A 25,037-nucleotide genomic window follows, 5' to 3' on the forward strand; every position below is an offset into this window, starting at 1 on the left:
GTCAGCCCCGGATCGCGCAAACGCCCCAACCCTGTAGGAGCGCGCTTGCCCGCGACCGCGGTGTGTCAGGTGGCATATCTGGGTCAGACATGACGCCGTCGCGGGCAAGCGCGCTCCTACGGTGTTATGGGCCGAGGCTGCGGGGCAGCCGCAAGACCGCCCCGCCGGCAAGCCGTGCTGCTACGGTGCGGTGATCAGCCCCAGATCACGCAAACGCCCCAATCCCTGTAGGAGCGCGCTTGCCCGCGACTGCGGTGTGTCAGGTGGCATATTTGGGTCAGACGCGCCGCCGTCGCGGGCAAGCGCGCTCCTACGGTGTTATGGGCCGAGCCTGTGGGGCATCCGCAAGGCCGCCCCGCCGGCAAGCCGTGCTGCTACGGGTAGGTGGTCAGCCCCGGATCGCGCAAACGCCCCAATCCCTGTAGGAGTGAGCTTGCTCGCGATTGCGGTGTAGCTGTCACCGCATCAGGGCCTGACACAGCGCTATCGCGAGCAAGCTCACTCCTACAGGAGATATGCCCGGCTACTTGCTTGGTAGGAGCGCGCTTGCCCGCGACCGCGGTGTGTCAGGCAGCATATTTGGGTCAGATGCGCCGCCGTCGCGGGCAAGCGCGCTCCTACAGTTTTGTGCTGGTCTGTTGGATATGAAAGACTTCCGCTGTTCCCCTTTCAAGACCAATTCCATGCCCGCCATCGACCACCCCATGATCGACCGCTTTCTCGACGCCTTGTGGCTTGAGAAGGGGCTGTCGGACAACACCCGTGATTCGTACCGCAGCGACCTCACCCTGTTCAACGGGTGGTTGCAGGAAAGAGGCATCGACCTGATGGCGGTGGGGCGTGGGGCGATTTTCGATCATCTGGCCTGGCGTGTGGATAATGGCTACAAGGCGCGCTCCACTGCACGATTACTCTCGGGAGTGCGGGGCTTCTACCGGTACCTGCTGCGTGAAAAGCTGATTTCGATCGATCCAACCTTGCAGGTCGACATGCCGCAGCTCGGCAAGCCGCTGCCCAAGTCCCTCTCCGAAGCCGACGTCGAGGCGCTGCTCGCAGCCCCCGACCTGAGCGAAGCCATCGGCCAGCGTGACCGGGCCATGCTGGAAGTGCTCTACGCCTGCGGGCTGCGCGTCACGGAGCTGGTCAGCCTGACGCTGGAGCAGGTGAACCTGCGCCAAGGCGTGTTGCGCATCATGGGCAAAGGCAGCAAAGAGCGTCTGGTGCCCATGGGGGAGGAGGCCATTGTCTGGGTCGAGCGCTACATGCGTGACGCCCGTCAGGAGTTGCTCAACGGCCGCCCCAGCGACGTACTGTTCCCCAGCCTGCGCGGCGAGCAGATGACGCGCCAGACCTTCTGGCACCGCATCAAACTCCAGGCAAAAGTTGCCGGGATCGGCAAGTCGCTGTCGCCCCACACGCTGCGCCATGCCTTCGCCACCCACTTGCTCAACCACGGCGCCGACCTACGCGTGGTGCAGATGCTGCTGGGCCACAGCGATCTGTCCACCACCCAGATCTACACCCACATTGCCCGCGCCCGCCTGCAGGATCTGCACGCCAGGCATCACCCGCGAGGATAAAACCCCAGGCAATAAACGACGTGTCTTACATCAGTCGGCGTCGGTGTTGCGAGCCTTATGTGATAGGCTTTGCCGGTTTCGCAGATTGGAGCCACGAAAACCTTCCGGTACCGCTTGTGTCCAACGTTTTCCATTTCGCCCGTCTGCTCACCGCCCGAGGAGTTTTCATGCGCGTGACTCGTATTATTGGCGCTGCCGTCGTAGCGCTGGCCAGCACCTTCAGCCTGTTCGCCCACGCCGACGAAGCGTCCGACAAGGCCATCCGCAAGACCCTGGAATCGCTGAACCTGGAGATTCCTGTCGAAAGCATTTCCAGCAGCCCGCTCAATGGCCTGTATGAAGTCAATCTCAAGGGCGGCCGCGTGCTCTACGCCAGCGCCGACGGCCAGTTCGTGATGCAGGGCAACCTGTACCAGATCCAGGGCGGCAAGCCGGTCAACCTGACCGAAAAAGTCGAGCGTCAGGCGATCTCCAAGACCATCAACGGCATCCCGACTGCCGAGATGGTGGTCTACCCGGCCGTGGGCGAAACCAAATCGCACATCACCGTATTCACCGACACCACGTGCCCGTACTGCCACAAGCTGCACGGCGAAGTGCCCGAGCTGAACAAGCGCGGCATCGAAGTGCGCTACGTGGCCTTCCCGCGTCAGGGCCTGGGCTCGCCGGGTGACGAACAACTGCAGGCGGTGTGGTGCTCCAAGGATCGCCGCGACGCCATGGACCGCATGGTCGACGGCAAGAACATCAAGGCGCCCAAATGCGATAACCCGGTCACCAGACAGTTCGAGATCGGCCAGTCCATCGGCGTGAACGGTACGCCGGCCATCGTTCTGGCCGACGGCCAGGTGATCCCGGGCTACCAGCCGGCGCCGCAAGTCGCCAAACTGGCATTGAGCGCCAAGTAATTCAACAGTGAGCCGCACTGCAATGCGGCTGTTTCACGGCTGGCTGAACGCCGGCCGTTTCATGGGGAGTTCATAGTGAAACCGGTCAAAGTAGGCATCTGTGGGCTGGGTACTGTCGGTGGCGGTACCTTCAATGTGCTAAAGCGTAACGCCGAGGAAATTGCCCGCCGTGCCGGGCGTGGAATCGAAGTGGCGCAGATTGCCATGCGTAGGCCAAACCCCAATTGCCAGATTACCGGTACCGCGACCACCGCCGATGTATTCGACGTGGCCAGCAACCCCGAAATCGATATCGTCATCGAGCTGATCGGTGGCTACACCGTCGCCCGCGAACTGGTGCTCAAGGCCATCGAGAATGGCAAGCACGTGGTTACTGCGAACAAGGCGCTGATCGCCGTGCACGGCAACGAAATCTTCGCCAAGGCTCGCGAGAAGGGCGTGATCGTCGCGTTCGAAGCCGCTGTGGCTGGCGGCATTCCGGTGATCAAGGCCATTCGTGAAGGCCTGTCTGCCAACCGCATCAACTGGGTGGCGGGCATCATCAACGGCACCGGCAACTTCATCCTGACCGAGATGCGCGAGAAGGGCCGTACCTTCCCTGACGTGCTGGCCGAAGCCCAGGCGCTGGGTTATGCCGAAGCCGACCCGACCTTCGACGTCGAGGGCATTGATGCGGCGCACAAGCTGACCATCCTGGCGTCCATTGCGTTCGGCATCCCGCTGCAGTTCGACAAGGCCTACACCGAAGGCATCACCAAGCTGACCACCGCTGACGTCAACTATGCCGAAGCGCTGGGCTACCGCATCAAGCACCTGGGCGTGGCCCGCAGTACGCCGGCCGGTATCGAGTTGCGCGTGCACCCTACGCTGATCCCGGCCGATCGCCTGATCGCCAACGTCAACGGTGTGATGAACGCCGTCATGGTCAACGGTGATGCCGCAGGTTCGACGCTGTTCTACGGCGCCGGCGCCGGCATGGAGCCGACTGCATCGTCCGTGGTCGCTGATCTGGTGGACGTGGTGCGTGCCCTGACCACCGACCCGGAAAACCGCGTGCCGCACCTGGCCTTCCAGCCTGACTCGCTGTCGGCCCACCCGATCCTGCCGATCGAGGCGTGCGAGAGTGCCTACTACCTGCGCATCCAGGCCAAGGATCACCCGGGCGTACTGGCTCAGGTGGCCAGCATCCTGTCCGAGCGCGGCATCAACATCGAGTCGATCATGCAGAAGGAAGCCGAGGAACAGGACGGCCTGGTCCCGATGATCCTGCTGACTCACCGCGTGGTGGAAAAGCGCATCAACGACGCCATCCAGGCCCTGGAAGCGCTGGAAGGCGTTGCCGGCCCGGTCGTTCGTATCCGCGTAGAACATCTGAACTAAGACAGCTACAAGCTTCAAGCTGCAAGCTTCAAGCAAGAGCAAAACAACTTCGCGGTGAGCTTCATGCTGCGCCAGGCAGGTAAAAACGGATTCGCTTTTACTTGTGGCTTGCAGCTTGGAGCTTGCCGCTCAAACCAAAGGTTTGCCCCAATGCGCTATATCAGTACTCGCGGCCAGGCGCCGGCCCTGAATTTCGAAGACGTCCTGCTCGCCGGCCTCGCCAGCGATGGCGGTCTGTACGTCCCTGAGAACCTGCCTCGTTTCACCCAGGAAGAAATCGCTTCCTGGGCCGGCCTGCCGTATCACGAACTGGCCTTCCGGGTCATGCGTCCGTTCGTCACCGGCAGCATTCCCGATGCCGACTTCAAGAAGATTCTCGAAGAAACCTACGGCGTATTCGCCCACAACGCCGTGGCGCCGCTGCGTCAGCTTAACGGTAACGAATGGGTGATGGAGCTGTTCCACGGTCCGACCCTGGCGTTCAAGGACTTCGCCCTGCAACTGCTGGGTCGCCTGCTGGACTACGTGCTGGAAAAGCGCGGCGAGCGCGTGGTCATCATCGGTGCCACCTCCGGCGATACCGGCTCAGCGGCCATCGAAGGCTGCCGTCGCTGCGACAACGTCGACATCTTCATCCTGCACCCGAACAACCGTGTCTCGGACGTTCAGCGCCGCCAGATGACCACCATTTTCGGCGACAACATCCACAACATCGCCGTCGAAGGCAACTTCGACGACTGCCAGGAAATGGTCAAGAACAGCTTCGCTGACCAGAGCTTCCTCAAAGGCACGCGCCTGGTGGCGGTGAACTCGATCAACTGGGCGCGGATCATGGCCCAGATCGTCTACTACTTCCACGCGGCCCTGCAGTTGGGCGGCCCTGCGCGTTCGGTGGCGTTCTCGGTACCGACCGGCAACTTCGGCGACATCTTCGCCGGTTACCTGGCCCGCAACATGGGTCTGCCGATCAGCCAGCTGATCGTGGCCACCAACCGCAACGACATCCTGCACCGCTTCATGAGCGGCAACCAGTACGTCAAGGAAACCCTGCACGCCACGCTGTCGCCGTCCATGGACATCATGGTGTCGTCGAACTTCGAACGCCTGCTGTTCGACATGCACGGTCGCAACGGTGCGGCCATCGCCGAGCTGATGGAAAGCTTCAAGAAGGGTGGCGGTTTCAGCGTCGAAGAAGACCGCTGGACCGAAACCCGCAAGCTGTTCGACTCCCTGGCCGTCACCGACGAGCAGACCTGCGAGACCATCGCTGAAGTATTCGCCAGCACTGGCGAGCTGCTCGATCCGCACACGGCCATCGGGGTGAAGGCGGCCCGTGATTGCCGTCGCAGCCTGGACACGCCGATGGTGGTGCTGGGCACCGCGCACCCGGTCAAGTTCCCGGAAGCCGTACAGAAGGCCGGTGTAGGAAAAGCACTCGAGCTGCCTGCACATTTGTCTGATTTGTTCGAACGCGACGAGCGCTGCACCGTGCTGCCGAACGACCTCAAGGCTATGCAGGCCTTTGTCAGCCAGCATGGTAACCGTGGCAAGCCGCTCTGACGGTTGCTCCGTGTAACAACTAAGGCCCGCTCTCCAGCGGGCCTTCTTGTTTGTGCGTGCCACACTTTCCGGACATTTATGATTTCCCGGATCAATACGTGGGGTGCAGTACATGAACATGGACAAGCAGGGAGTGCCCGTCCAGACCCGAACAATCGAACGCCTGTTGTGCACCCTCCTGGTGCTGGCATGTGTTTTCGCGCCAGCAGCGAGCGGCACCGAAAAGCTTCCATTCAACCTGAGCCCGCCGTTCGTGGCGCAATCGGCATTAACGCTCGACAGCCATGACCGCCAGTGGCTCGACGAACGTGGGGTGGTGCGGGTCGCGATTGCAACGGCCGACTACGAACCCATCGACATCACCAGCGACCGCAATCGCTATCAGGGCCTGAGTGCCGATTATCTGAGCCTGGTCGGCGCAAAGCTTGGGGTGACGTTACAGATCACCGGCTTCGCCCGGCCCGAGGATATGGTCGCGGCACTGCTCGAGGGCAGCGTCGATGTGCTGGCCAGCGCGAATCGCTATGATCGCGGGATCGGCGGTCTGGCGTTCACCGGTGAATACCTGCCAGACCGGGCGGTGGTCGTAGTCCGGGAAAATGACCATTCCCTGAGCGCCGAGTTGGTCGGCAAGCGCGTGATCATCCAGGACGGATACGCCGACATCGCCGCCGTGGAGCGTATCTACCCGAAAAGCCAGGTCATCCTGGCGCCCACGCTCTACAGCGCCATGGAGGCCCTGGAGCACGGTGAAGCCGATGCTGTCATCGTCAATGAGGTCGTCGCGCGTGCCTACATCAGCATGCGCCGCTACCTGGGGTTGCAGATCCGGTTCGACAGCCTGTTGCCAGCGGCAGGTTTCGCCTTTGCCATGCGGGAGCAAGATGCGAAATTGCTTGAGCTGTTCAACCGGTCACTGGATGACCTGGACGAGTCGGTCGCCCGTGAAATCCTGCACCGCTGGACCAGCGGGCTGGGCGTCGATGCCGGGCGCCAGAGGATTCGCCTCAGTCCCGACGAGCAGGCGTGGGTCCGTCGTCACCCGCAAGTGATGGTGGCCTCGACCCTGCACCCGCCCTATATCTACAAGGACGAACACGGCCAGTGGGTGGGGCTGAACATCGATGTGCTCAACCGCATCTCGCGCATGACGGGGTTGATGTTCGTACATGAGGCGATGCCTTCGACCCAGGCCGCCATCGAGGTCCTGCGCGCCGGATCCGCCGACATGAACACCACGCTGGCCGAATCGTCCGAACGCCGGAAATTCCTCGACTTCACCTATGCCTACGGCGGGCACAGCTGGGTCTATGTGATCCGTGATGATCGCGAATCCCCGGTCACCCTCACCGAGTTGTCGGGAAAGGTTCTGGCGATGCCGACGGGCCATGCCCTGCTCGAGTTCATCCGCACCAGCGCGCCCGGTATCAAACTGCGGCTGGTTCCGACCTATAAGGAGGCCCGGGCTCTGGTGGAGGCCGGGGAAGCGGATGCGACCATTCAGAATGAGGCCGGAGCGGTGATGGCCAGCCGTGGGCGCTTGAAGGTCGGACGCGGTGTCGAGGGGCGCTGGTCCCCGGATCGCCTAGCGGTGGTCAAGGAGCATCCCGAATTGCTCAGCATCCTCAACAAGGCCCTGGTGGAGTTTCCCGTGGCCGAGCTGCGCGCCATTCGCATGAAATGGCTCGGCGGCGTCATGCCGCAGGAGCCTTTGTTGCACCGCATCCCGGGTTGGGTCTATTGGTTACTGGCGATGACAACGCTGTCGGTGGGCGTTTCGCTGTTCTGGCGCCACAGGATCAGAGGCCAGATCCATCAACGCATGCACGCCCAGAGACAGCTGAATAATCAACTGGTGTTTCAGCGGGCGTTGTTCGACGGCATCCCCCAGCCTCTGTATGTGCGGGACCTGACCGGTCGTCTGGTGGCCTGCAACGCCAGTTACGAGCAGGCGTTGGGCATCAGCTTCGAGCAGATGAACGGGCGGCGACTGATCGACGTCGACCTCATTCCCAAGGCTGTCGCGCTGGCGATGCATGAAGAACACATGGGGCTGCTGCAATCACGGGAGCCAGTGCTTGTGGACCGTTGCCTGGATCTGCCGGGGCGGCGGCTCGAGACCCGGCAATGGTCGGCACCCTTTTATCTCGCGGACGGACAGTTGCAGGGATTGGTCGGGGGCTGGACCGAACTGAGTGAGTGCAAGGGCGCCCGCCCGGTGTCTTCGGCATGAATTCTGCCTGTCACATTGGGCAGGCATGCTCCAGTGAACGGGTAGGGGGCAATCACCCAGGCTAAGGCAGGACGAACTTTGTGCGCTTGCCGGTGGTCATTGATAAGCACCTTTGCATTCAACCTCTTGAGTGGTGAACCAGATGGAAAATATCAGCTTACTGCTAAGCGAAGCACTGGCACCGTATCAGGCGAGCCTGGGGGCTGCCGGTGTGAATGGCGAGCGTCTGGTGACGCTTAGAAATGCGGCCGGTGCGATCGTGATCGAAAGGGTTTTTTCGGCCGGGCAACTGTGTGACAAACGCCAGCTGACCGACGTGGTAGACGGCTTGCATCGTGACTTGATGGTGGCAGAGGGGCGCATCGAGCCTTGCGTCATCGCGGCCATGCGCAACGTTTCGCAATCTGCTGCCTATGCCGCCGGTCGGGCTTTTGTCTGATGCCTGCGGAACCTTCCGGGTCCGATAGGCTCCTATCCATTACGGCAGGCGCAGGCATTGTGCTCCGGTGTTTATGTTGCCTGCCGTACGGGTCCAAGATGGACCACGGTTGACCCCGAGTAGTCTCCCCGCTGCTCGGGGTTTCTTTTTGCCCGCTCGCCTGTGTCAGACGGCTCACTCGCCGGCGTCGTCGAAAAAGGTTTTGGAGTCGCGCAGGTATTCCTCTTTCTTGACCATCCACTCGGCGTAGAAGCCGATCAGCCGGGTCACGCGCAGCGTGCGCATTTCCCGATTGATGATCTCGATGGCCGCACGGCCCTTGTCCGTCTTCGAGCAACCGATGTGGGCGAACTGGTACTTGGGCGCGTCCTTGACCGGAAAAAACTCCAGTTCATCCAGCGCGATGCCCTGTTGCTGTGCGTGAAACCGTGCCTCCGGCCAGTAACTGATGATGGCCTGAAAGCGATCCATGCGTTCCATCTGCAACATGCTGCCCACGGCGGCGTTGCCGTAGTGCAGGATCAGGTTGTCCGGCTGCGTCGTGGTACGGATGACCTTGTCGATCACCGGACCGTAGCTGCGCTCGCCGACAATGCCGACCTTGACCGTATTGCTCGCCAGTACCGCAGCGAGATCCAGGTGGCCATCCTCAGTCAGGTAGGGCGCGAACAGCTTGTGGTTGCTGCGTTCGATGGTGATGCCGTTGCCCGGCGTTGCGTAGGTCGGAATCGAAAACAGGATGGTCTTGTCCCGTTCCGGGGTCCACAGCAGGGTGGGGTCGCAGGCGAACACATCGGGATCCTGCAGCATCTGCGTTCCCCGCGCGCGGTTCACGTGCATGATCTGGTGCTCGTATTCGGGCATGCGGGCGATCAGCTCGGGCATGATCCTGTCGATGGCGCCCTGGCCGGCCTGCGGGCCTGCAAATATGGTCAGCGGCGGAAAATCACGCAACAGCCACGTCAGCGTTTCCTTGGCCTCTGCCGTTCCGGCCGTGGTACCCAGTGCCGATGTGAAAAGCAGTGCCACAAGCCCGGCTCTGTGGCGGTGGGAAGAACGATTGACCATCCGTCGATATGAATCCTGAAAAAGCTGACGGCTGCCCGGACTGGCACAACCCTGATCACTAAGGCCTGTCGTCGCAACGGGCCGCGCTGTGTACTTCATGCTAGAGGGTCTCGCACCAAGGTATCGGCGTTGTGGATCATTTGTTTAACACTCGTCACCGTTGGATCAGTAAAGCACCGGGATCAGGGTCCGGCCCGGCTATTTACACAGATCGGCTGGCAAGGTGCACGGTCCGGTCGTTCAATGGGCCGGCATCGGGTAGACTTGGCGCCTTTCCAGCCTTTAGAAGCCCGTTCATGGCCCAGCCGTCCACGACCTACAAATTCGAACTGAACCTCACCGACCTTGATCGCGGGGTGTACGAAAACGTCAAGCAGACCATCGCCCGCCATCCTTCCGAAACCGAAGAACGGATGGCCGTGCGCCTGCTGGCCTACGCGCTCTGGTACAACGAGCAGCTGTCATTCGGCCGTGGTCTGTCGGAAGTCGATGAACCTGCATTGTGGGAAAAAAGCCTGGACGACCGTGTCCTGCACTGGATCGAAGTCGGCCAGCCGGACGTTGACCGTCTGACCTGGTGCTCGCGCCGCACCGAGCGCACCAGCCTGCTGGCCTACGGCAGCCTGCGCGTCTGGGAAGGCAAGGTGGTACCCGCCGCCAAGGCGCTGAAGAACGTCAACATCGCTGCGGTGCCGCAGGATGTGCTGGAAACCCTGGCCAAGGACATGCCCCGGGCGATCAAGTGGGACGTGATGATCAGCGAAGGCACGGTGTTCGTCACCGACGATCGCGGCCAGCATGAAGTCCAGTTGCAGTGGCTGGCAGGTGAGCGCGGCTGATCCGCTGCCTCAGCCTTCTGCCACACATCAAAAGCTCAAAAGAAGAACATCAGCGGAAACCGCATGCGCATCGAATCACGCCAGTTGCCCGACACCCTGCCATTTCTCGGCGACCTGCCACCCTTGCTGACTCGCCTGTACGCGGCGCGCGGCGTCGTTTCGCAGGATGAGCTGGACAAGGGGCTGGCGCGGCTGATTCCGTATCAGCAGCTCAAGGGCATCGATGCCGCCGTCGATCTGCTGGTGACGGCCTTGCAGCAGCGCCAGCGCATTCTCATCGTTGGCGATTTCGATGCCGACGGCGCCACGGCCAGTACCGTCGGCGTGCTGGGCTTACGTCTGCTGGGCGCTGCTCATGTCGATTACCTGGTGCCCAACCGTTTCGAATATGGCTACGGCCTGACCCCGGAAATCGTCGGTGTGGCCCTCGAGCGCCAGCCTGATCTGCTGATGACCGTGGACAACGGCATTTCCAGCGTCGAAGGCGTTGCCGCTGCGAAGGCGGCCGGGCTGCAAGTGCTGGTGACCGATCACCACTTGCCGGGCCATGAACTGCCCGCCGCCGACGCCATCGTCAACCCGAACCAGCCCGGCTGCACCTTTCCGAGCAAGGCGCTGGCCGGCGTTGGCGTGATGTTCTACGTGCTGATGGCGCTGCGCGCGCGACTGCGGGAGCTCGGCTGGTTCGAGGCCAATGGCCGCGCCCAGCCGAATCTGGGCGAACTGCTGGACCTGGTGGCGCTGGGCAGCGTGGCCGACGTCGTACCGCTGGACGCCAACAACCGCATCCTGGTGCATCAGGGGCTGATGCGCATTCGCGCCGGTCGCGCAAGGCCTGGCTTGCGCGCGATCCTGGAAGTTGCCCGCCGCGAAGCGTCGCGCATCACCTCGACCGACCTTGGGTTCATCCTCGGCCCGCGACTGAACGCTGCCGGGCGTCTGGACGACATGAGCCTGGGCATCGAATGCCTGCTCTGCGAGGACGAAACCCTGGCCCGGGAAATGGCCGTACAACTGGATGAGTTGAACCAGGACCGCAAATCCATCGAGCAGGGCATGCAGCGTGAAGCGCTGGCCCAGCTCAAGGATCTGCCGGTGGAATCGATGCCGTTCGGCCTGTGCCTGTTCGAGGCCGAGTGGCACCAGGGTGTGATCGGGATTCTGGCCTCGCGCCTCAAAGAGCGCTATCACCGCCCAACCATCGCTTTCGCCAGTGCCGGGGAGGGCGTATTGAAAGGCTCGGCGCGCTCGGTGCCGGGCTTTCACATTCGCGACGCGCTGGACGCCGTGGCGGCCAAGCATCCTGAGTTGATCAGCAAGTTTGGTGGCCACGCTATGGCGGCCGGGCTGTCGCTGCCCGAGGAAAACTTCCCGGCATTCTGCGATGCCTTCGATGCCGAAGTGCGTCGTCAGCTCACCGAAGAGGACCTGACCGGCCGGCTGCTGTCGGACGGCACGCTGGCTGTCGAGGAGTTCCACCTGGAACTGGCCCGCGCCCTGCGCAATGCCGGTCCATGGGGCCAGCATTTCCCTGAGCCGCTGTTCCATGGCGTGTTCCAGCTGGTGGAGCAGCGCATCGTTGGCGAACGGCATTTGAAGATGGTGCTCAAGACCGAATGTGGTACGGTGAAGCTCGATGGCATCGCGTTCAGCATCGACCGTGACGTATGGCCTAACCCGGGCATTCGCTGGGTCGAGCTGGCCTACAAGCTGGACCTGAACGAGTTTCGTGGCAACGAGACGGTGCAATTGATGGTGGCGCATATCTCGCCGCGCTGAATCAGGGACCAGGAACCCCACTTCTCTCAGGTTGTCGACTAGGCTCAAGGTTCAGAACGAGAAGGAACCTTAGACTCGACCCTGAGAGGTGCCCATGAGCCTGCTGCTTGAACCCTACACCCTTCGCCAACTGACCCTGCGCAATCGCATCGTGGTTTCGCCGATGTGCCAGTACTGCTGCGCCGACGGTCTGGCCAATGACTGGCATCTGGTCCACCTTGGCAGTCGTGCCGTGGGCGGTGCCGGCCTGATTTTCACCGAAGCCGCTGCCGTGACGCGCGATGGCCGCATCACCCCGGAAGACCTGGGCATCTGGAACGACGAGCAGATCGCCCCACTGCAACGCATTACTCGATTCATCACTGCACAAGGCGCGGTGGCGGGCATTCAACTGGCCCACGCCGGGCGCAAGGCCAGCACCTTCCGCCCCTGGTTGGGCAAGCACGGCAGCATCAAGGCCGATGAAGGTGGCTGGACGCCTTGGGGGCCGTCGAAGATCGCCTTCGATCCCCAGCACACGCCGCCCACGCCGCTGGACGAGTCGCAGATCCAGAAGGTCATCCAGGCCTTCGTCGATGCCGCCAAGCGGTCGCTGGAGGCAGGGTTCTCGGTGGTGGAAGTCCATGCCGCCCATGGCTACCTGTTGCACCAGTTCCTGTCGCCGTTGAGCAATCAGCGCCAGGACCGTTATGGCGGCTCGTTCGAGAACCGTATTCGTCTGACCCTGGAAGTGTCCGAAGCCGTGCGCAATGTCTGGCCGCAGGAGTTGCCGGTGTTCGTGCGCGTGTCGGCGACCGACTGGGTCGAAGATGGCTGGAACCCGGATGAAACCGTGGAGCTGGCCAAGCGGTTGAAAGCGCTGGGGGTGGACTTGATCGATGTGTCCTCGGGCGGGACCGCGGCCAATGCCGAGATTCCTGTGGGGCCGGGCTACCAGACCGAGTTCGCCGGGCGTGTGCGCCGGGAGTCGGGCATCGCCACGGGGACGGTGGGCATGATTACCGAACCCTTCCAGGCCGACACCATCCTGCGCACGGGGCAGGCCGACCTGATCCTGCTGGCCCGCGAGCTGCTGCGTGATCCGTACTGGCCCCTACACGCCGACGACGACCTGGGCGGTCGCAACGCCGTATGGCCGGCCCAATACCAACGCGCAACCCACCGCGACCAGCCGATCCACGAGTCGGATTTGCGCGATTGAAAACGACACCCTGACCCGTTGCAGTCCGGCTTGCCGGTGAGGCGGCCTCACGATCGCTCCCGCTGGCAAGCCAAGCTGCTACGGGGCTGGGGGTGTTCGAGAGGTTGGGCATGACAAAAAAACCGTAGCAGTCCGGCTTGCCGGCGACAGCGATATTGAGGCCGCCTCGCCGGCAAGCCGGACTGCTACGTCGAGAGAGAGTGTTCAAGGGATTTGGGCATGACACAAACCCCGTAGCAGCACGGCTTGCCGGCGGGGGCGGCCTCAAGACCGGTCACCCTTCAAGCAACCCCTTCACCCGCTCGCTGAGCACCGGAATCGAAAAGGGTTTGGTCAGCACGTGCATCCCCGGCTCAAGCCGTCCCTTCCCCAGTGCGGCGTTTTCCGCATAACCGGTCACGAACAACACCTTGAGCCCCGGTCGCAATGCCCGCGCCGCGTCGGCCAACTGCCGGCCATTCATGCCACCGGGCAGGCCGACATCCGATACCAGCAGGTCAATGTGCTGGCGCGATTGCAGGATGGTCAGTGCACCTGGGCCAGAGTCCGCCTCAAGCACTGTGTAGCCCTGATCGGTCAGCGTTTCGATCATCAATGCACGCACCGAGGGTTCGTCATCGACTACCAGCAGCGTCTCGCCGCCACTGCTGTGTGTCAGCGGGTCAAGGTGTGCATGAGGTTCAGCGCTCACCGCGGCCACCTCGGTGTAGGCCGGCAGATAGATGCAGACCCGCGAGCCGCGCCCCGGCACCGAATGGATATGCACGCCACCGCCGGACTGACGGGCAAAGCCGTAGGTCATCGAAAGCCCCAGCCCCGTGCCCATGCCAATGGGTTTGGTGGTGAAAAACGGGTCGAAAGCGCGCTTGACCACCTCCTGGGTCATGCCGCAGCCGTTGTCGCTGACACACAGCATCACATAACGCCCGGCAGGCAGCTCCAGCTCGGCGGCCTGTAGCGGGTCGAGCTGCGTGTTGCAGGTTTCGATCAACACCTGGCCACCCTCGGGCATGGCGTCGCGGGCGTTGAGGCACAGGTTGAGCAGGGAGTTTTCCAGCTGATGCAGATCGACCAGCGTTGCCCACAGCCCTGGCGTGGCGATGATGTCCATGGCAATGGAAGGTCCGACCGTGCGCCTGATCAGTTCGGCCATCCCGTCGACCAGATCATCGACATCGACAGGTTGCGGATCCAGCGTCTGCCTGCGTGAAAATGCCAGCAGGCGATGGGTCAACGCAGCGGCCCGGCGTGAGCCTTCCAGGGCCGAGTCGATGTAGCGCGCAAGGTTCTCGGTCCGCCCTTTGGCGACACGGCCTTTGAGCAATTCGATATTGCCGCTGATGCCCATCAGCAGGTTGTTGAAGTCATGGGCCAGCCCACCGGTCAGTTGTCCGACCGCTTCCATTTTCTGCGATTGGCGCAACGCATCTTCGGCGGCGCGCAGGGCAGCCGATCGCTCTTTCTCGGCGCTCATGTCCTTGCCCAGGGCGAAGATCAGGCCGTGGTCGGGCGCTGCGGTCCAGCCGATCCAGCGGTAGGAACCGTCCTTGTGCCGGTAGCGATTCTCGAACAATGGCAGAACGCCGCTGGTGGCCTGGGTCAGCGCTGACTCGGTGGCGTGCACGTCGTCCGGATGAGCCAGGCTCGTGACATGAGTGCCGACCAGTTCGTGGGATTGGTAACCCAGGACCGTCGTCCAGGCCGGACTGACCCGTAGGAACAAGCCATTGGGATCGACCATCGCCAGTAAGTCCGGAGAAATCTCCCACAGGCAACTCAGCTCTGCGCTCAAGTCGATCTGCCTGAGCGTGAGACCAGCCTGACTGTCACCTGCGGGGAAGCGGGGGTATCTGGTCAATGGACAGGCTCCAGTCAGAAGAAATCAGTATACGGAGCCGGATCGAAAGAGTCCCTGCCATTCATATCCAATTGAATGGTTGTTGGGTGGGGCGTTAAGCAATTTGGCCGTCATATGAGTGCCAGAAAACCCCTGCCCATCCAAAGCAGCGCATTCACTGTTGACCATGGGAACGTTCAGGGGTTGCGGGTGATATCAAATTAAAATCAGGTTTGCGTCGCGTGACAGAGCAAATCGCTGACCCACTGATTGATGCTTTTGTGAGCAAGCTCAGCCTTGCACGCGACGCTGGCGTGAAGCGCGGGCTCCAGGCGCAGGCTCAATTTCCCGGAATAGGTTTTTTGTGGTGCGCGGCCCAGCTTCGCACAAGTATCGAGATAATCGTCGACCGCTTCTTCGAAGGCTGCCCGCAGCTCATGGACGGACTCACCGTGAAAACCGATGACATCGCGGACGCCGGCAACGTGTCCCACGAACAGACCATCTTCGTCGCTGTAGTTGATTCGGGCTGCGTATCCCTTGTAATTCATGATGTTCATGGGGTAACTCCTGCTTGCTCCAGGAACGTTCGCGCATCACGAATCTGATACGGCTTGGCTTCCTTGTCTGGGTGAGGGCGGTGGAATGTGGCCACCACCCCGTTGAGTTCGAATCGAACCCTGGAACCATTTCCTTCGATGCTTCTTGCGCCCAGTGCATGGAACAGAGCCTCGATTCGGCTCCATTCCAGCGTGCTGGGAACAGGCCTGGAAAAGATGATTTTTAAGGTCTTGGCTTGTCTGGTATTCATGGTATCAAAATATGATACCGCCGGATTATAACCAAGGGCCGGTTTGTAGGAAAAGGGGACGTGAGATGTGTCTCACGTCCGAATTTGTCCTCGCGTTGTTCAAGCAGGCACTTATGTCATCTCCCACTCTTCCACGCATCCCCGGCTGGCGCAGTCCCGTGGTCATACGGCCGGCCGATCCACATGTAGATCAGCCCCAGGGCGATGACGATCACGGTGGTCAGCACCATCGAGTAATTGATGTACCACGCCGCATCCGGGGTGCGCGGCCAGGCCATGTTGATGATCGCCAGCACGCCGTAGATCAGCGCGCCGAGGTTCACCGGCAGGCCCCATTTGCCCATGCTGAACTGGCCACTCGGGACCCAGCCGCGCATGCGGGCGAAGAGGGCGGCGAGGACGATCATCTGGAACGCGAGGTAGATGCCGATGGCCGCGAAGCTGACGATGGTGGCGACGGCGTCCTGCAGCACGAAGCCCATGCAGATGATGATCGCGGGCAGCACGCCGGAGACGAACAGCGCAGCGACCGGCACCTGGGTGTTGGGCGAGATGCGTTTGAGCAGGTGGCTGCCGATGATCATTTCATCCCGGGCGTAGGCGTACAGCAACCGGCTGGCGGCGGCTTGCAGGCTGATGACGCAGGAGATGAACGAGACCATGACGATCGCCATCACCACTTTGGAGCCGGTCACGCCGAAGGCGTTACTGAGGATGGTAGTCACCGGATCTTTGTCGGTGCCATTGATGACGGCGTTCATGTCCGGCACGGCGAGGATCAGCGCCAGGCAGGCGAACATCGCGGCGGCGCCGCCGATCCAGATGGTCATGCGCATGGCGCGCGGGATCTGTTTGCTCGGGTTGGGCGTTTCTTCGGCGACGTCGCCACAGGCTTCGAAGCCGTAATAAAGGAACATCCCGGCCAGGGAGGCGGTGAGGAAGGCCGGCAGGTAAGAGCCGTCGATGCGGATATCGAAGGTGTTGAAGAACACGCTCAGCGGCTGATGACGCTCGAAGATCAGCAGGTAGCCGCCCACCAGCACCGCACCGATCAGCTCGCAGAGAAAGCCGAACATGGCGATGCGCGACAGTACCTTGGTGCCGCTCAGGTTGACCAGCGTGGCGAACAGCGTCAGCACCAGAGCGATGACGATGTTGGTGTTGGCGCTCGGTTCGAAGCCCATCATGGCCGCCAGGTAGGGACCTGCACCCACCGCCACGGCGGCGATGGTCACGCACAGGGCAATGGAGTAGATCCAGCCGACCATCCACGCCCAGCGCTTGCCCACCAGGCGCCGTGCCCAAGGGTATACGCCGCCGGAGATGGGGAATTGCGAGACCACTTCGCCGAACACCAGGCACACCAGCATCTGGCCGATGCCCACCAGCAGATAGGCCCAGAACATCGGCGGCCCGCCTGCGGCCAGGCACAGTCCGAACAGGGTGTAGACCCCGACGACCGGCGACAGGTAGGTAAAGCCCAGCGCGAAGTTTTCCCAGAGGGTCATGCTGCGGTTGAAGTTGGAGGTGTAGCCCAGTTTTCTCAGTTGCTCGGCGTCGTGGTCGGCGGCCGGTGGAACAGGGACGCTGCTCATGGTGTTTCTCCAGTAAATCGGCAGATTTTGGATGGCCGAACCCGTGGCTGTGCCGCAAGGGCCAGCCAGGATCGGTGGTTATTGTTTTAAAGCCGTTGCCGGTAGCGCGAATGATCGTTGGAATACGTTGCCGTGTAGGAGCGCGCTTGCCCGCGATTGCGGTACGTCTGCACCTGATGTGTTGAGTGACACACTGCCATCGCGGGCAAGCGCGCTCCTACAAGGGTTTATCAGTGCTTGAACATCACATGCCGCACCGTGGTGTAATCCTCCAGCCCATACATCGACATGTCCTTCCCATAACCAGACAGCTTCTGCCCGCCGTGGGGCATTTCGCTGATCAGCATGAAGTGGGTGTTCACCCAGGTGCAGCCGTACTGCAGGCGTGCAGACAACCGGTGGGCGCGGCCCACGTCCTGGGTCCAGACGGACGACGCCAGGCCGTAATCCGAGTCATTGGCCCAGCCCAGCACCTGTGCTTCATCGTCGAACCGGGTGACCGACACCACCGGCCCGAACACTTCCCGGCGCACGATCTCGTCGTCCTGCTGCACGTCGGCAATCACCGTTGGCTGGAAGAAGAAACCGTTGCCCTCGATGGCCTTGCCGCCGGTCACCAGGCGGGTGTGGGATTGCGCCACGGCGCGCTCGACGAAGCCGGTCACGCGGTCGCGATGCTGCGCGGTGATGAGCGGGCCCAGTTCGGTTTCCGGGTCATCCTGCTGGCCGACCTTGATGGTGCTGACCGCCTCGCCGAGTTTCTCGACGAACTTCTCGTAGATGCCCTTCTGCGCGTAGATGCGGCAGGCGGCGGTGCAGTCCTGGCCCGCGTTGTAGAAGCCGAAGGTACGAATGCCCTCGACCGCCGCGTCGATGTCGGCGTCGTCGAAGATGATCACCGGGGCCTTGCCGCCCAATTCCATGTGCATGCGTTTGACGCTGTCGGCGGTGCTGGAAATGATGTGCGAGCCGGTGGCGATGGAGCCGGTCAGCGACACCATGCGCACCTTCGGATGGGTCACCAGCGGATTGCCGACGGTCTGCCCGCGGCCGAACACCAGGTTGAGCACGCCAGCCGGGAAGATGTCGTTGGCCAGCTCCACCAGGCGCAGCGCGGTGAGCGGGGTCTGCTCGGACGGCTTCAGCACCACGGTATTGCCGGCAGCCAGGGCAGGGGCGATCTTCCAGGCCACCATCATCAGCGGGTAGTTCCAGGGTGCGATGGAGGCGATCACGCCTACCGGGTCGCGGCGAATCATCGAGGTGTGGCCAGGCAGGTATTCGCCCGCCGCCGAGCCGCCCATGCAGCGGCTGGCCCCGGCGAAGAAGCGGAACACATCGGCAATTGCCGGCAGCTCATCGTTCAGCGCGGCATGATAAGGCTTGCCGCAGTTGTCCGACTCAAGGCGCGCCAGTTCTTCGGCATTGGCGTCGATGGCGTCGGCCAGTTTGAGCAACAGCAGCGAGCGGTCTTTCGGCGCGGTCTGCGACCAGCTTTCGAACGCGGCATCGGCGGCGCGCACGGCGGTGTCGACCTGGCCTTCGGTGGCTTCGTTGATTTCCACCAGCACCCGGCCCAGCGCGGGGTTGAACACCGGTTGCGCGGGACCTTCACCGGCGACCAGATGGCCGTTGATCAGCAGTTTGGTTTGCATCGTCATTTCCTCTCGGTGTACTCGTTCCGTAGGAGCGCGCTTGCCCGCGATGGCGTTGTGTCAGTCAACACATCGGGTACAGGTAAACTGCCTTCGCGGGCAAGCGCGCTCCTACAGGGGGCTGTTGTCATTTCCCGCCACTGCCGGCCACGCTTTCGCCGCCGCGGGTCAGGTAATAGGCGCCGAGAATCGGCAGCATGGTTACGGTCATCACCAGCATCGCGACGACGTTGGTCACCGGTACGTCGCGAGGGCGGCTGAGCTGGTTGAGCAGCCAGATCGGCAAGGTGCGTTCATGCCCTGCGGTAAAGGTGGTGACGATGATTTCGTCGAACGACAGTGCGAACGCCAGCATCCCGCCGGCCAGCAGCGCCGAACCCAGGTTGGGCATGATGATGTAGCGGAAGGTCTGCCAGCCGTCGGCCCCCAGGTCCATCGACGCCTCGATCAGGCTGTGGGAGGTGCGGCGCAATCTGGCGATGACGTTGTTGTAGACGATCACCACGCAGAAGGTCGCGTGGCCGACGATGATGGTGAACATCCCGGGTTCGATGCCCAGCGTCTTGAACGCCGACAACAGCGCAAGCCCCGTGATGATGCCGGGCAGGGCGATGGGCAGGATCAGCATCAGCGAGATGCCGTCCTTGCCGAAGAAATCCCGGCGATACAACGCCGCCGACGCCAGGGTGCCAAGCACCAGCGCGATGAGCGTGGCGACGCAGGCGATCTGCAGCGACAGCTTGATCGACTCCAGCACATCGGGCCGCGCGAACGCCACGCTGAACCACTTCAAGGTGAAGCCTTGAGGCGGGAAGCTGAACGCTGCGTCTTCGGTGTTGAAGGCGTACAGAAAGATGATCAGGATCGGGAAGTGCAGGAACACCAGCCCGCCCCAGGCGGCGATTTTCAGGCCCCATGAGGCCTGATCGCCTTGTTTGATAACCGGCTTAGAGCGCATCGAAAGCTCCCAGTCGCTTGACGATGGACAGGTAAATGGCGATCAGCACAATCGGCACCAGCGTGAAGGCTGCGGCCATGGGCATGTTGCCGATGGCGCCTTGCTGGGCGTAGACCATGCTGCCGATGAAGTAGCCAGGCGGGCCGATCAGTTGCGGCACGATGAAGTCGCCCAGGGTCAGCGAAAAGGTGAAGATCGAACCTGCGGCAATGCCCGGCACCGACAGCGGCAGGATCACCTGCATGAAAGTCTGCCGAGGTTTGGCGCCCAGGTCCGCCGAGGCTTGCAGCAGCGAGGGCGGCAGGCGTTCGAGGGAGGCCTGGATCGGCAGGATCATGAACGGCAGCCAGATGTAGACGAACACCAGAAACCGCCCCAGATGCGAGGTCGACAAGGTGCTTCCGCCCACGCCGGGAATCCCCAGGATCACCTGCAACACCGGCTCCAGCCCCAAGTGCTGGACGAACCACTGCGCCACGCCGCCCTTGGCCAGCAGCAGCGTCCAGGCGTAGGCCTTGACGATGTAACTGGCCCACATCGGCATCATCACCGCGATGTAGAAAAACGCCTTGGTCTTGCCCGTGGTGTAGCGCGCCATGTAGTAGGCGATGGGAAAGGCGACGATGGCGCTGGCGATGGACACGGCGATGGCCATGGTCAGCGTGCGCTGGATCACGTCGAAGTTCGACGGGTTGAACAGTGCGCCGAAGTTGACCAGCGTCAGGTCCGGGGTGACCGTCATGCTGAAGTCGTCGAAGGTGTAGAAACCCTGCCACAGCAGGGTCAGCAGCGAGCCGAGGTAGATCGCGCCGAACCACAGCAGCGGCGGAATCAGCAGCAGCGACAGGTACAGGTTGGGCCGTCGGTACAGCAGGCTGGAGAAGCGCCGCATGGGCGATTGCCCCGACATCGGCGCTGAATGGGCGAGTGTCTGGCTCATCTCACTGGGCCTCGGCAACGGTGTCATGCAGCGGGATCATCGCCTCCCGTGCCCAGCGTGCAGTGACGCGCTGGCCGGGCTGGTGCTGGGCGCTGGTGTCCAGCCATTGGGTGTTGGCCTGGCTGACGCTCAAGGTCTGGCCGTTGTCCAGTTTCAGCTCGTAGCGGGTGGCGCTGCCCTGATACTGAATGTCGTGGAGCAGGCCGCTGACTTCGATCTCGTGACTGCCCACAGGGCCATCGGCGAAGCGGATGTGCTCGGGACGAATCGAGAACGCGTTGGGCTTGCCACTGAGGTGTTGCGCCAGTTCGCCGCGCAGCACGTTGGAGGTGCCGACGAACTCGGCGACGAAAGTGGTGGCTGGCTTCATGTACAGGTTGCGCGGGGTGTCGACCTGCTCGATGCGGCCCTTGTTGAACACCGCCACGCGGTCAGACATCGACAGCGCTTCGGTCTGGTCGTGGGTGACGAAGATGAAGGTGATGCCCAACTGGCGCTGAAGCTTTTTCAGCTCGCTCTGCATCTGCTCGCGCAGCTTCAGATCAAGGGCGCCGAGGGGTTCGTCCAGCAGCAACACACGCGGGCGATTGACCAGTGCGCGGGCCAGGGCCACACGCTGGCGCTGGCCGCCCGAAAGTTGCACCGGCTTGCGATCGCCGTAGCCGCCGAGCGCCACCATGCTCAAGGCTTCTTCGGCTCGGGCCAGGCGTTCGCTCTTGCCCACGCCCTTGACCTTGAGGCCGTAGGCGACGTTGTCGCGCACGTTCATGTGGGGGAACAGGGCGTAATCCTGAAACACCGTGTTGACGTCACGCTCGTAAGGCGGGAGCCCTGCGGCTTCCTCGCCGTGAATGCGGATCGAGCCTGCACTGGGCTGCTCGAAGCCTGCGATCAGGCGCAGGCAGGTGGTCTTGCCCGAGCCCGAGGGGCCGAGCATGGAAAAGAACTCGCCGTCCTTGATATCGATGGAAACCCGGTCAACGGCCTTCACTTCGCCGAACTGACGGGAAACGTGGGTGAACTGGACTGCAAGGGTCATGGTGAAACTCCAATTGGCCCTCGTGGGAGCGGATCGATCCGCGAAAGGGCCGGTACCGGCGGTGTAGGTGTGACGAAAGAGCGCCGAACCCTGTAGGAGCGCGCTTGCCCGCGAAGACGGTGTGTCATTCACCATCAACGTCTCAGACAGATCGCTGTCGCGGGCAAGCGCGCTCCTACAGGCGTTACGCTTTGAACCGGGGACTAACGCCCGCCCATGATCGCGATGTAATCCTGGGTCCAGCGGCTGTACGGCACGTACTTGCCGCCCTGGGCCTCGGGGGTTTTCCAGAAGGCGATCTTGTCGAACAGGTCGAAGCCGTTGGTGGCGCAGCCCTCGGCGCCCAGCAGTTCACTGCCCTTGCACGCCGCAGGCACCACCGGCAGCGAGCCGAACCAGGCGGCTACGTCGCCCTGGACCTTGGGTTGCAGCGACCAGTCCATCCACTTGTAGGCGCAGTTCGGGTGCTTGGCGTCGGCGTGCAGCATGGTGGTGTCGGCCCAGCCGGTGGCGCCTTCCTGCGGGATGGTCGAGGCCACCGGCTGCTTGTCGGCGACCAGGCCGTTGACCATGTAGCCCCAGGAGCTGGACGCGGCGACGCCTTCGTTTTTCACGTCGCTCATCTGTACCGTCGCGTCATGCCAGTAGCGGTGCACCAGCGGGTGCTGGGCGCGCAACAGGTCGAGCACGGCCTTGTACTGGGTTTCGGTGAGCTGGTAGGGGTCTTCGATCTTAAGGTCGGGCTTGGCGGATTTCAGATACAGCGCAGCGTCGGCGATGTAGATCGGACCGTCGTAGGCCTGCACGCGGCCTTTGTTCGGCTTGCCGTCCGGCAGGTTCTGCGGCTCGAACACCACGCTCCAGCTCACTGGCGGCGTCTTGAACACATTGGTGTTGTACATCAGCACGTTCGGGCCCCACTGGTAGGGCGTGCCGTAGGTTTGCTTGTTGACGGTGTACCAGGGCCCGTCCTTCAGGCGCGGATCCAGGCTCTTCCAGTTGGGGATCAGATCGGTGTTGATCGGCTGCACCCGCTTGCCCGCCACCAGGCGCAGCGAAGCATCGCCGGACGCCGTCACCAGGTCATAACCGCCCTTGGTCATCAGGCTGACCATTTCGTCGGAGGTGGCAGCGGTCTTGACGTTGACCTTGCAGCCGGTTTCCTTCTCGAAGCCGGTGACCCAGTCATAGGCCTTGTCGCTCTCGCCGCGCTCGATGTAGCCCGGCCACGCGACGATATCCAGCTGGCCTTCGCCGTCGCCGACAGCCTTGAGCGCTTCGGCCGCTTGCAGCGTGCCGCTGGCGAATAACGCACTCGCTATGGCTCCCAATAACATGGTCTTTTGCACTGACATGTGGGTTCCCTCTTTAACTTATGGTTGGCAGGAAATCAGTGGTAGGGAGCCAGCTGCAAGCCGCAAGCTACAAGTAAAGACAGCTGCAAGCTTCAAGCGACAAGCTGCAAGTGGTCATCGCGCCGGCTCTTTACTTCTAGCTGGAAAATGCAGTTGCTCCCCTTTTTTCTTTTATTGCTCTGAACTCAAAACCTCCGCGGCTCTAGCGCTTTTTCTTGCCGCTTGCCGCTTACAACTCATAGCTGCTTTTAGCCATGATGTGGCGCACAACGCTGTAGTCCTGAAGCGAATCACTGGACAGATCTTTCCCGTACCCCGAGCGCTTCAAGCCGCCGTGGGGCATTTCGCTGACCAGCATGAAATGGCTGTTGATCCAGGTGCAGCCATATTGCAGACGCGCCGCGACCTGCATGGCCTTGTCCAGATTCTGGGTCCAGATCGAGGAGGCCAGGCCGTATTCGGAGTCGTTGGCCCAGTCCACGGCCTGGGAGAGTTCGTCAAAGCGGGTCACGGTGACCACCGGGCCGAACACCTCGCGCTGGACGATCTCGTCGCCCTGTTTGCAGCCTGCGAGCAGGGTCGGCTGATAGAAAAAACCCGGGCCGGAATGCACGGCGGCGCCGGTGATGCGTTCGATGTGTGGCTGGCTCAGGGCGCGCTCGACGAAGCTGGCCACGCGGTCGCGTTGACGGGGGCTGATCAGTGGCCCGATTTCGTTATCGGCGTCGCGTTTACTGGCAAAGCGCAGGCTGCTGACGGCGGCGCCGAGTTCGGCCACCAGCTTGTCGTGGATCCCGGCCTGGGCGTAGATGCGGCAGGCGGCGGTGCAATCCTGGCCTGCGTTGTAGTAGCCGTAGGTGCGCACGCCTTGGACCACTGCGGCGATGTCGGCGTCGTTGCAGACGATCACCGGTGCCTTGCCGCCCAGCTCAAGGTGAGTACGCTTGAGGGTCTTGGCAGCGGCCTGGAGGATTTTCTGGCCGGTGACGATATCGCCGGTCAGCGACACCATGCGCACTTTCGAGTGGCTGACCAGGTGGCTGCCGACCCCTTCGCCGCCACCGCACACAATATTGATTACGCCATTGGGCAACAGGTCTGCGAATACCGGAGCCAGCGCGAGGATCGACAGCGGCGTGTGCTCCGATGGCTTGAACACCAAGGTGTTGCCCGCTGCCAGCGCCGGGGCGATCTTCCAGGCGGCCATCATGATCGGGTAGTTCCACGGTGCGATGGACGCAACGACACCAATCGGGTCGCGGCGCACCATGCTGGTGTAGCCCGGCACGTATTCACCGGACAACTGTCCTGTCTGGCAGCGCACGGCACCGGCAAAGAAGCGAAACACATCGACGGTGGCGCTCAGGTCATCCTGACGCGCCAGGTGCAGCGGCTTGCCGCAGTTCAGCGATTCCAGGCGGGCAAGGTGGTCGGCGTGTTTTTCGATGGCGTCGGCGATGCCGAGCAAAATGTTGGAGCGTTGTTGCGGGGTGGTCCGGGACCAGCCGGTGAACGCGCGGTTGGCCGCCAGGATCGCGCTCTCGACCTGCTCGGTGCTGGCTTCGGCGATATGGACCAGCACCTCGCCGGTGGCCGGATTGACGATCGGCTCGACAAACCCCTGGCCCGCGACCAGTTCACCGTCGATCAACAGCGAGGTGAAGAATTGTGGGGGTGCAGTGCCAGCCATTGTTCGAGCGTCCTTGTGTCAGTGTCCGATCCGATGAAACGATCGTTGATGCCAACGTCGTCGCGGGGGGGGGGGGGCGCGCCTAACAAAAACCGAACCCCGGAGCGGGCGGGGGGGGCGGCCGGGGCGGGGGGTGGATGTAAGGAAACAAGAAGTAATATCGCAACAAC

19 protein-coding genes and 1 pseudogene are annotated in these 25,037 nt (G+C 62.4%); 9 read left to right on the forward strand and 11 right to left on the reverse strand.

What is annotated here, in order from left to right; translation table 11 throughout:
* The first annotated feature begins 683 nt into the window (after positions 1-683).
* From xerD to ACIPO9_RS22130, 6 genes are all read left to right on the forward strand, one after another.
* Entirely contained in the window at positions 684-1,580 is an 897-nt protein-coding gene (xerD, locus tag ACIPO9_RS22105) for a site-specific tyrosine recombinase XerD (RefSeq protein ID WP_400783522.1), read from the forward strand.
* Between the two features lie 167 nt (positions 1,581-1,747).
* Positions 1,748-2,488, forward strand: coding sequence for a bifunctional protein-disulfide isomerase/oxidoreductase DsbC (gene dsbC, locus ACIPO9_RS22110; protein ID WP_400783524.1), 741 nt, complete (start codon positions 1,748-1,750; stop codon positions 2,486-2,488).
* Positions 2,489-2,563: 75 nt separating this feature from the next.
* Positions 2,564-3,868 carry a homoserine dehydrogenase gene (locus tag ACIPO9_RS22115; protein WP_274133780.1) on the forward strand — a complete coding sequence of 435 codons (1,305 nt, stop codon included), beginning with the start codon at positions 2,564-2,566 and terminating at the stop codon, positions 3,866-3,868.
* Positions 3,869-4,018: 150 nt separating this feature from the next.
* Entirely contained in the window at positions 4,019-5,428 is a 1,410-nt protein-coding gene (gene thrC, locus ACIPO9_RS22120) for a threonine synthase (protein ID WP_400783526.1), read from the forward strand.
* Between the two features lie 112 nt (positions 5,429-5,540).
* A complete protein-coding gene (locus ACIPO9_RS22125; protein ID WP_400783529.1) occupies positions 5,541-7,661 on the forward strand; it encodes a transporter substrate-binding domain-containing protein in 2,121 nt (706 codons plus the stop codon).
* A gap of 142 nt (positions 7,662-7,803) precedes the next feature.
* Positions 7,804-8,100 carry a DUF3509 domain-containing protein gene (locus ACIPO9_RS22130; RefSeq protein ID WP_274133777.1) on the forward strand — a complete coding sequence of 99 codons (297 nt, stop codon included), beginning with the start codon at positions 7,804-7,806 and terminating at the stop codon, positions 8,098-8,100.
* Positions 8,101-8,274: 174 nt separating this feature from the next.
* Here the strand turns inward: ACIPO9_RS22130 and ACIPO9_RS22135 are convergent, their stop codons facing one another.
* Entirely contained in the window at positions 8,275-9,168 is an 894-nt protein-coding gene (locus tag ACIPO9_RS22135; protein ID WP_400783531.1) for a TIGR02285 family protein, read from the reverse strand.
* Positions 9,169-9,464: 296 nt separating this feature from the next.
* On the opposite strand from ACIPO9_RS22135, the gene ACIPO9_RS22140 reads away from it, so the two are divergent.
* The 3 genes from ACIPO9_RS22140 (at position 9,465) to ACIPO9_RS22150 (ending at position 12,987) form a co-directional block, all read left to right on the forward strand.
* Positions 9,465-10,007, forward strand: a complete 543-nt coding sequence (locus ACIPO9_RS22140; RefSeq protein ID WP_274133775.1) for a YaeQ family protein — start codon at positions 9,465-9,467, stop codon at positions 10,005-10,007.
* Positions 10,008-10,070: 63 nt separating this feature from the next.
* Positions 10,071-11,786 (forward strand): single-stranded-DNA-specific exonuclease RecJ, encoded by a 1,716-nt coding sequence (gene recJ / locus ACIPO9_RS22145; protein WP_400608741.1) that lies wholly within the window; start codon positions 10,071-10,073, stop codon positions 11,784-11,786.
* A gap of 94 nt (positions 11,787-11,880) precedes the next feature.
* On the forward strand, positions 11,881-12,987 hold the full coding sequence (locus ACIPO9_RS22150) for an NADH:flavin oxidoreductase/NADH oxidase (protein ID WP_274133773.1): 1,107 nt from the start codon (positions 11,881-11,883) through the stop codon (positions 12,985-12,987).
* Between the two features lie 274 nt (positions 12,988-13,261).
* Here ACIPO9_RS22150 and ACIPO9_RS22155 read toward each other — a convergent pair.
* The 10 genes and pseudogenes from ACIPO9_RS22155 to ACIPO9_RS22200 all read right to left on the reverse strand — a co-directional run.
* Positions 13,262-14,770: pseudogene (locus ACIPO9_RS22155) on the reverse strand (response regulator); the annotation flags it as partial.
* Positions 14,771-15,051: 281 nt separating this feature from the next.
* Positions 15,052-15,384: a type II toxin-antitoxin system HicB family antitoxin gene (locus ACIPO9_RS22160; protein WP_274133771.1), complete on the reverse strand. Its 333-nt coding sequence runs from the start codon at positions 15,382-15,384 to the stop codon at positions 15,052-15,054.
* On the reverse strand, positions 15,381-15,635 hold the full coding sequence (locus ACIPO9_RS22165) for a type II toxin-antitoxin system HicA family toxin (RefSeq protein WP_274133770.1): 255 nt from the start codon (positions 15,633-15,635) through the stop codon (positions 15,381-15,383). Before ACIPO9_RS22165 ends, ACIPO9_RS22160 begins: the two co-directional genes overlap by 4 nt.
* Positions 15,636-15,751: 116 nt before the next feature.
* The gene (locus tag ACIPO9_RS22170; RefSeq protein WP_274133769.1) at positions 15,752-17,230 is read right to left on the reverse strand and encodes an APC family permease; all 1,479 of its coding nucleotides are present in this window, start codon (positions 17,228-17,230) and stop codon (positions 15,752-15,754) included.
* A gap of 230 nt (positions 17,231-17,460) precedes the next feature.
* Positions 17,461-18,885, reverse strand: coding sequence for a gamma-aminobutyraldehyde dehydrogenase (locus tag ACIPO9_RS22175; protein WP_400783533.1), 1,425 nt, complete (start codon positions 18,883-18,885; stop codon positions 17,461-17,463).
* A 127-nt stretch (positions 18,886-19,012) separates the two neighbouring features.
* Entirely contained in the window at positions 19,013-19,843 is an 831-nt protein-coding gene (locus ACIPO9_RS22180) for an ABC transporter permease (RefSeq protein WP_400783535.1), read from the reverse strand.
* Positions 19,833-20,783, reverse strand: a complete 951-nt coding sequence (locus ACIPO9_RS22185; RefSeq protein WP_400783537.1) for an ABC transporter permease — start codon at positions 20,781-20,783, stop codon at positions 19,833-19,835. Before ACIPO9_RS22185 ends, ACIPO9_RS22180 begins: the two co-directional genes overlap by 11 nt.
* Position 20,784: 1 nt before the next feature.
* A complete protein-coding gene (locus ACIPO9_RS22190; RefSeq protein WP_400608738.1) occupies positions 20,785-21,822 on the reverse strand; it encodes an ABC transporter ATP-binding protein in 1,038 nt (345 codons plus the stop codon).
* Between the two features lie 203 nt (positions 21,823-22,025).
* Positions 22,026-23,177 (reverse strand): putative ABC transporter substrate-binding protein YdcS, encoded by a 1,152-nt coding sequence (gene ydcS / locus ACIPO9_RS22195; RefSeq protein ID WP_400783539.1) that lies wholly within the window; start codon positions 23,175-23,177, stop codon positions 22,026-22,028.
* Between the two features lie 229 nt (positions 23,178-23,406).
* Positions 23,407-24,867, reverse strand: coding sequence for a gamma-aminobutyraldehyde dehydrogenase (locus ACIPO9_RS22200; protein WP_400783542.1), 1,461 nt, complete (start codon positions 24,865-24,867; stop codon positions 23,407-23,409).
* Positions 24,868-25,037 lie beyond the last annotated feature (170 nt).

It is taken from the genome of Pseudomonas sp. NPDC090203 (genome assembly GCF_044746765.1).
In the GTDB taxonomy this organism is placed as follows: Bacteria; Pseudomonadota; Gammaproteobacteria; order Pseudomonadales; family Pseudomonadaceae; genus Aquipseudomonas; species Aquipseudomonas putida_AD.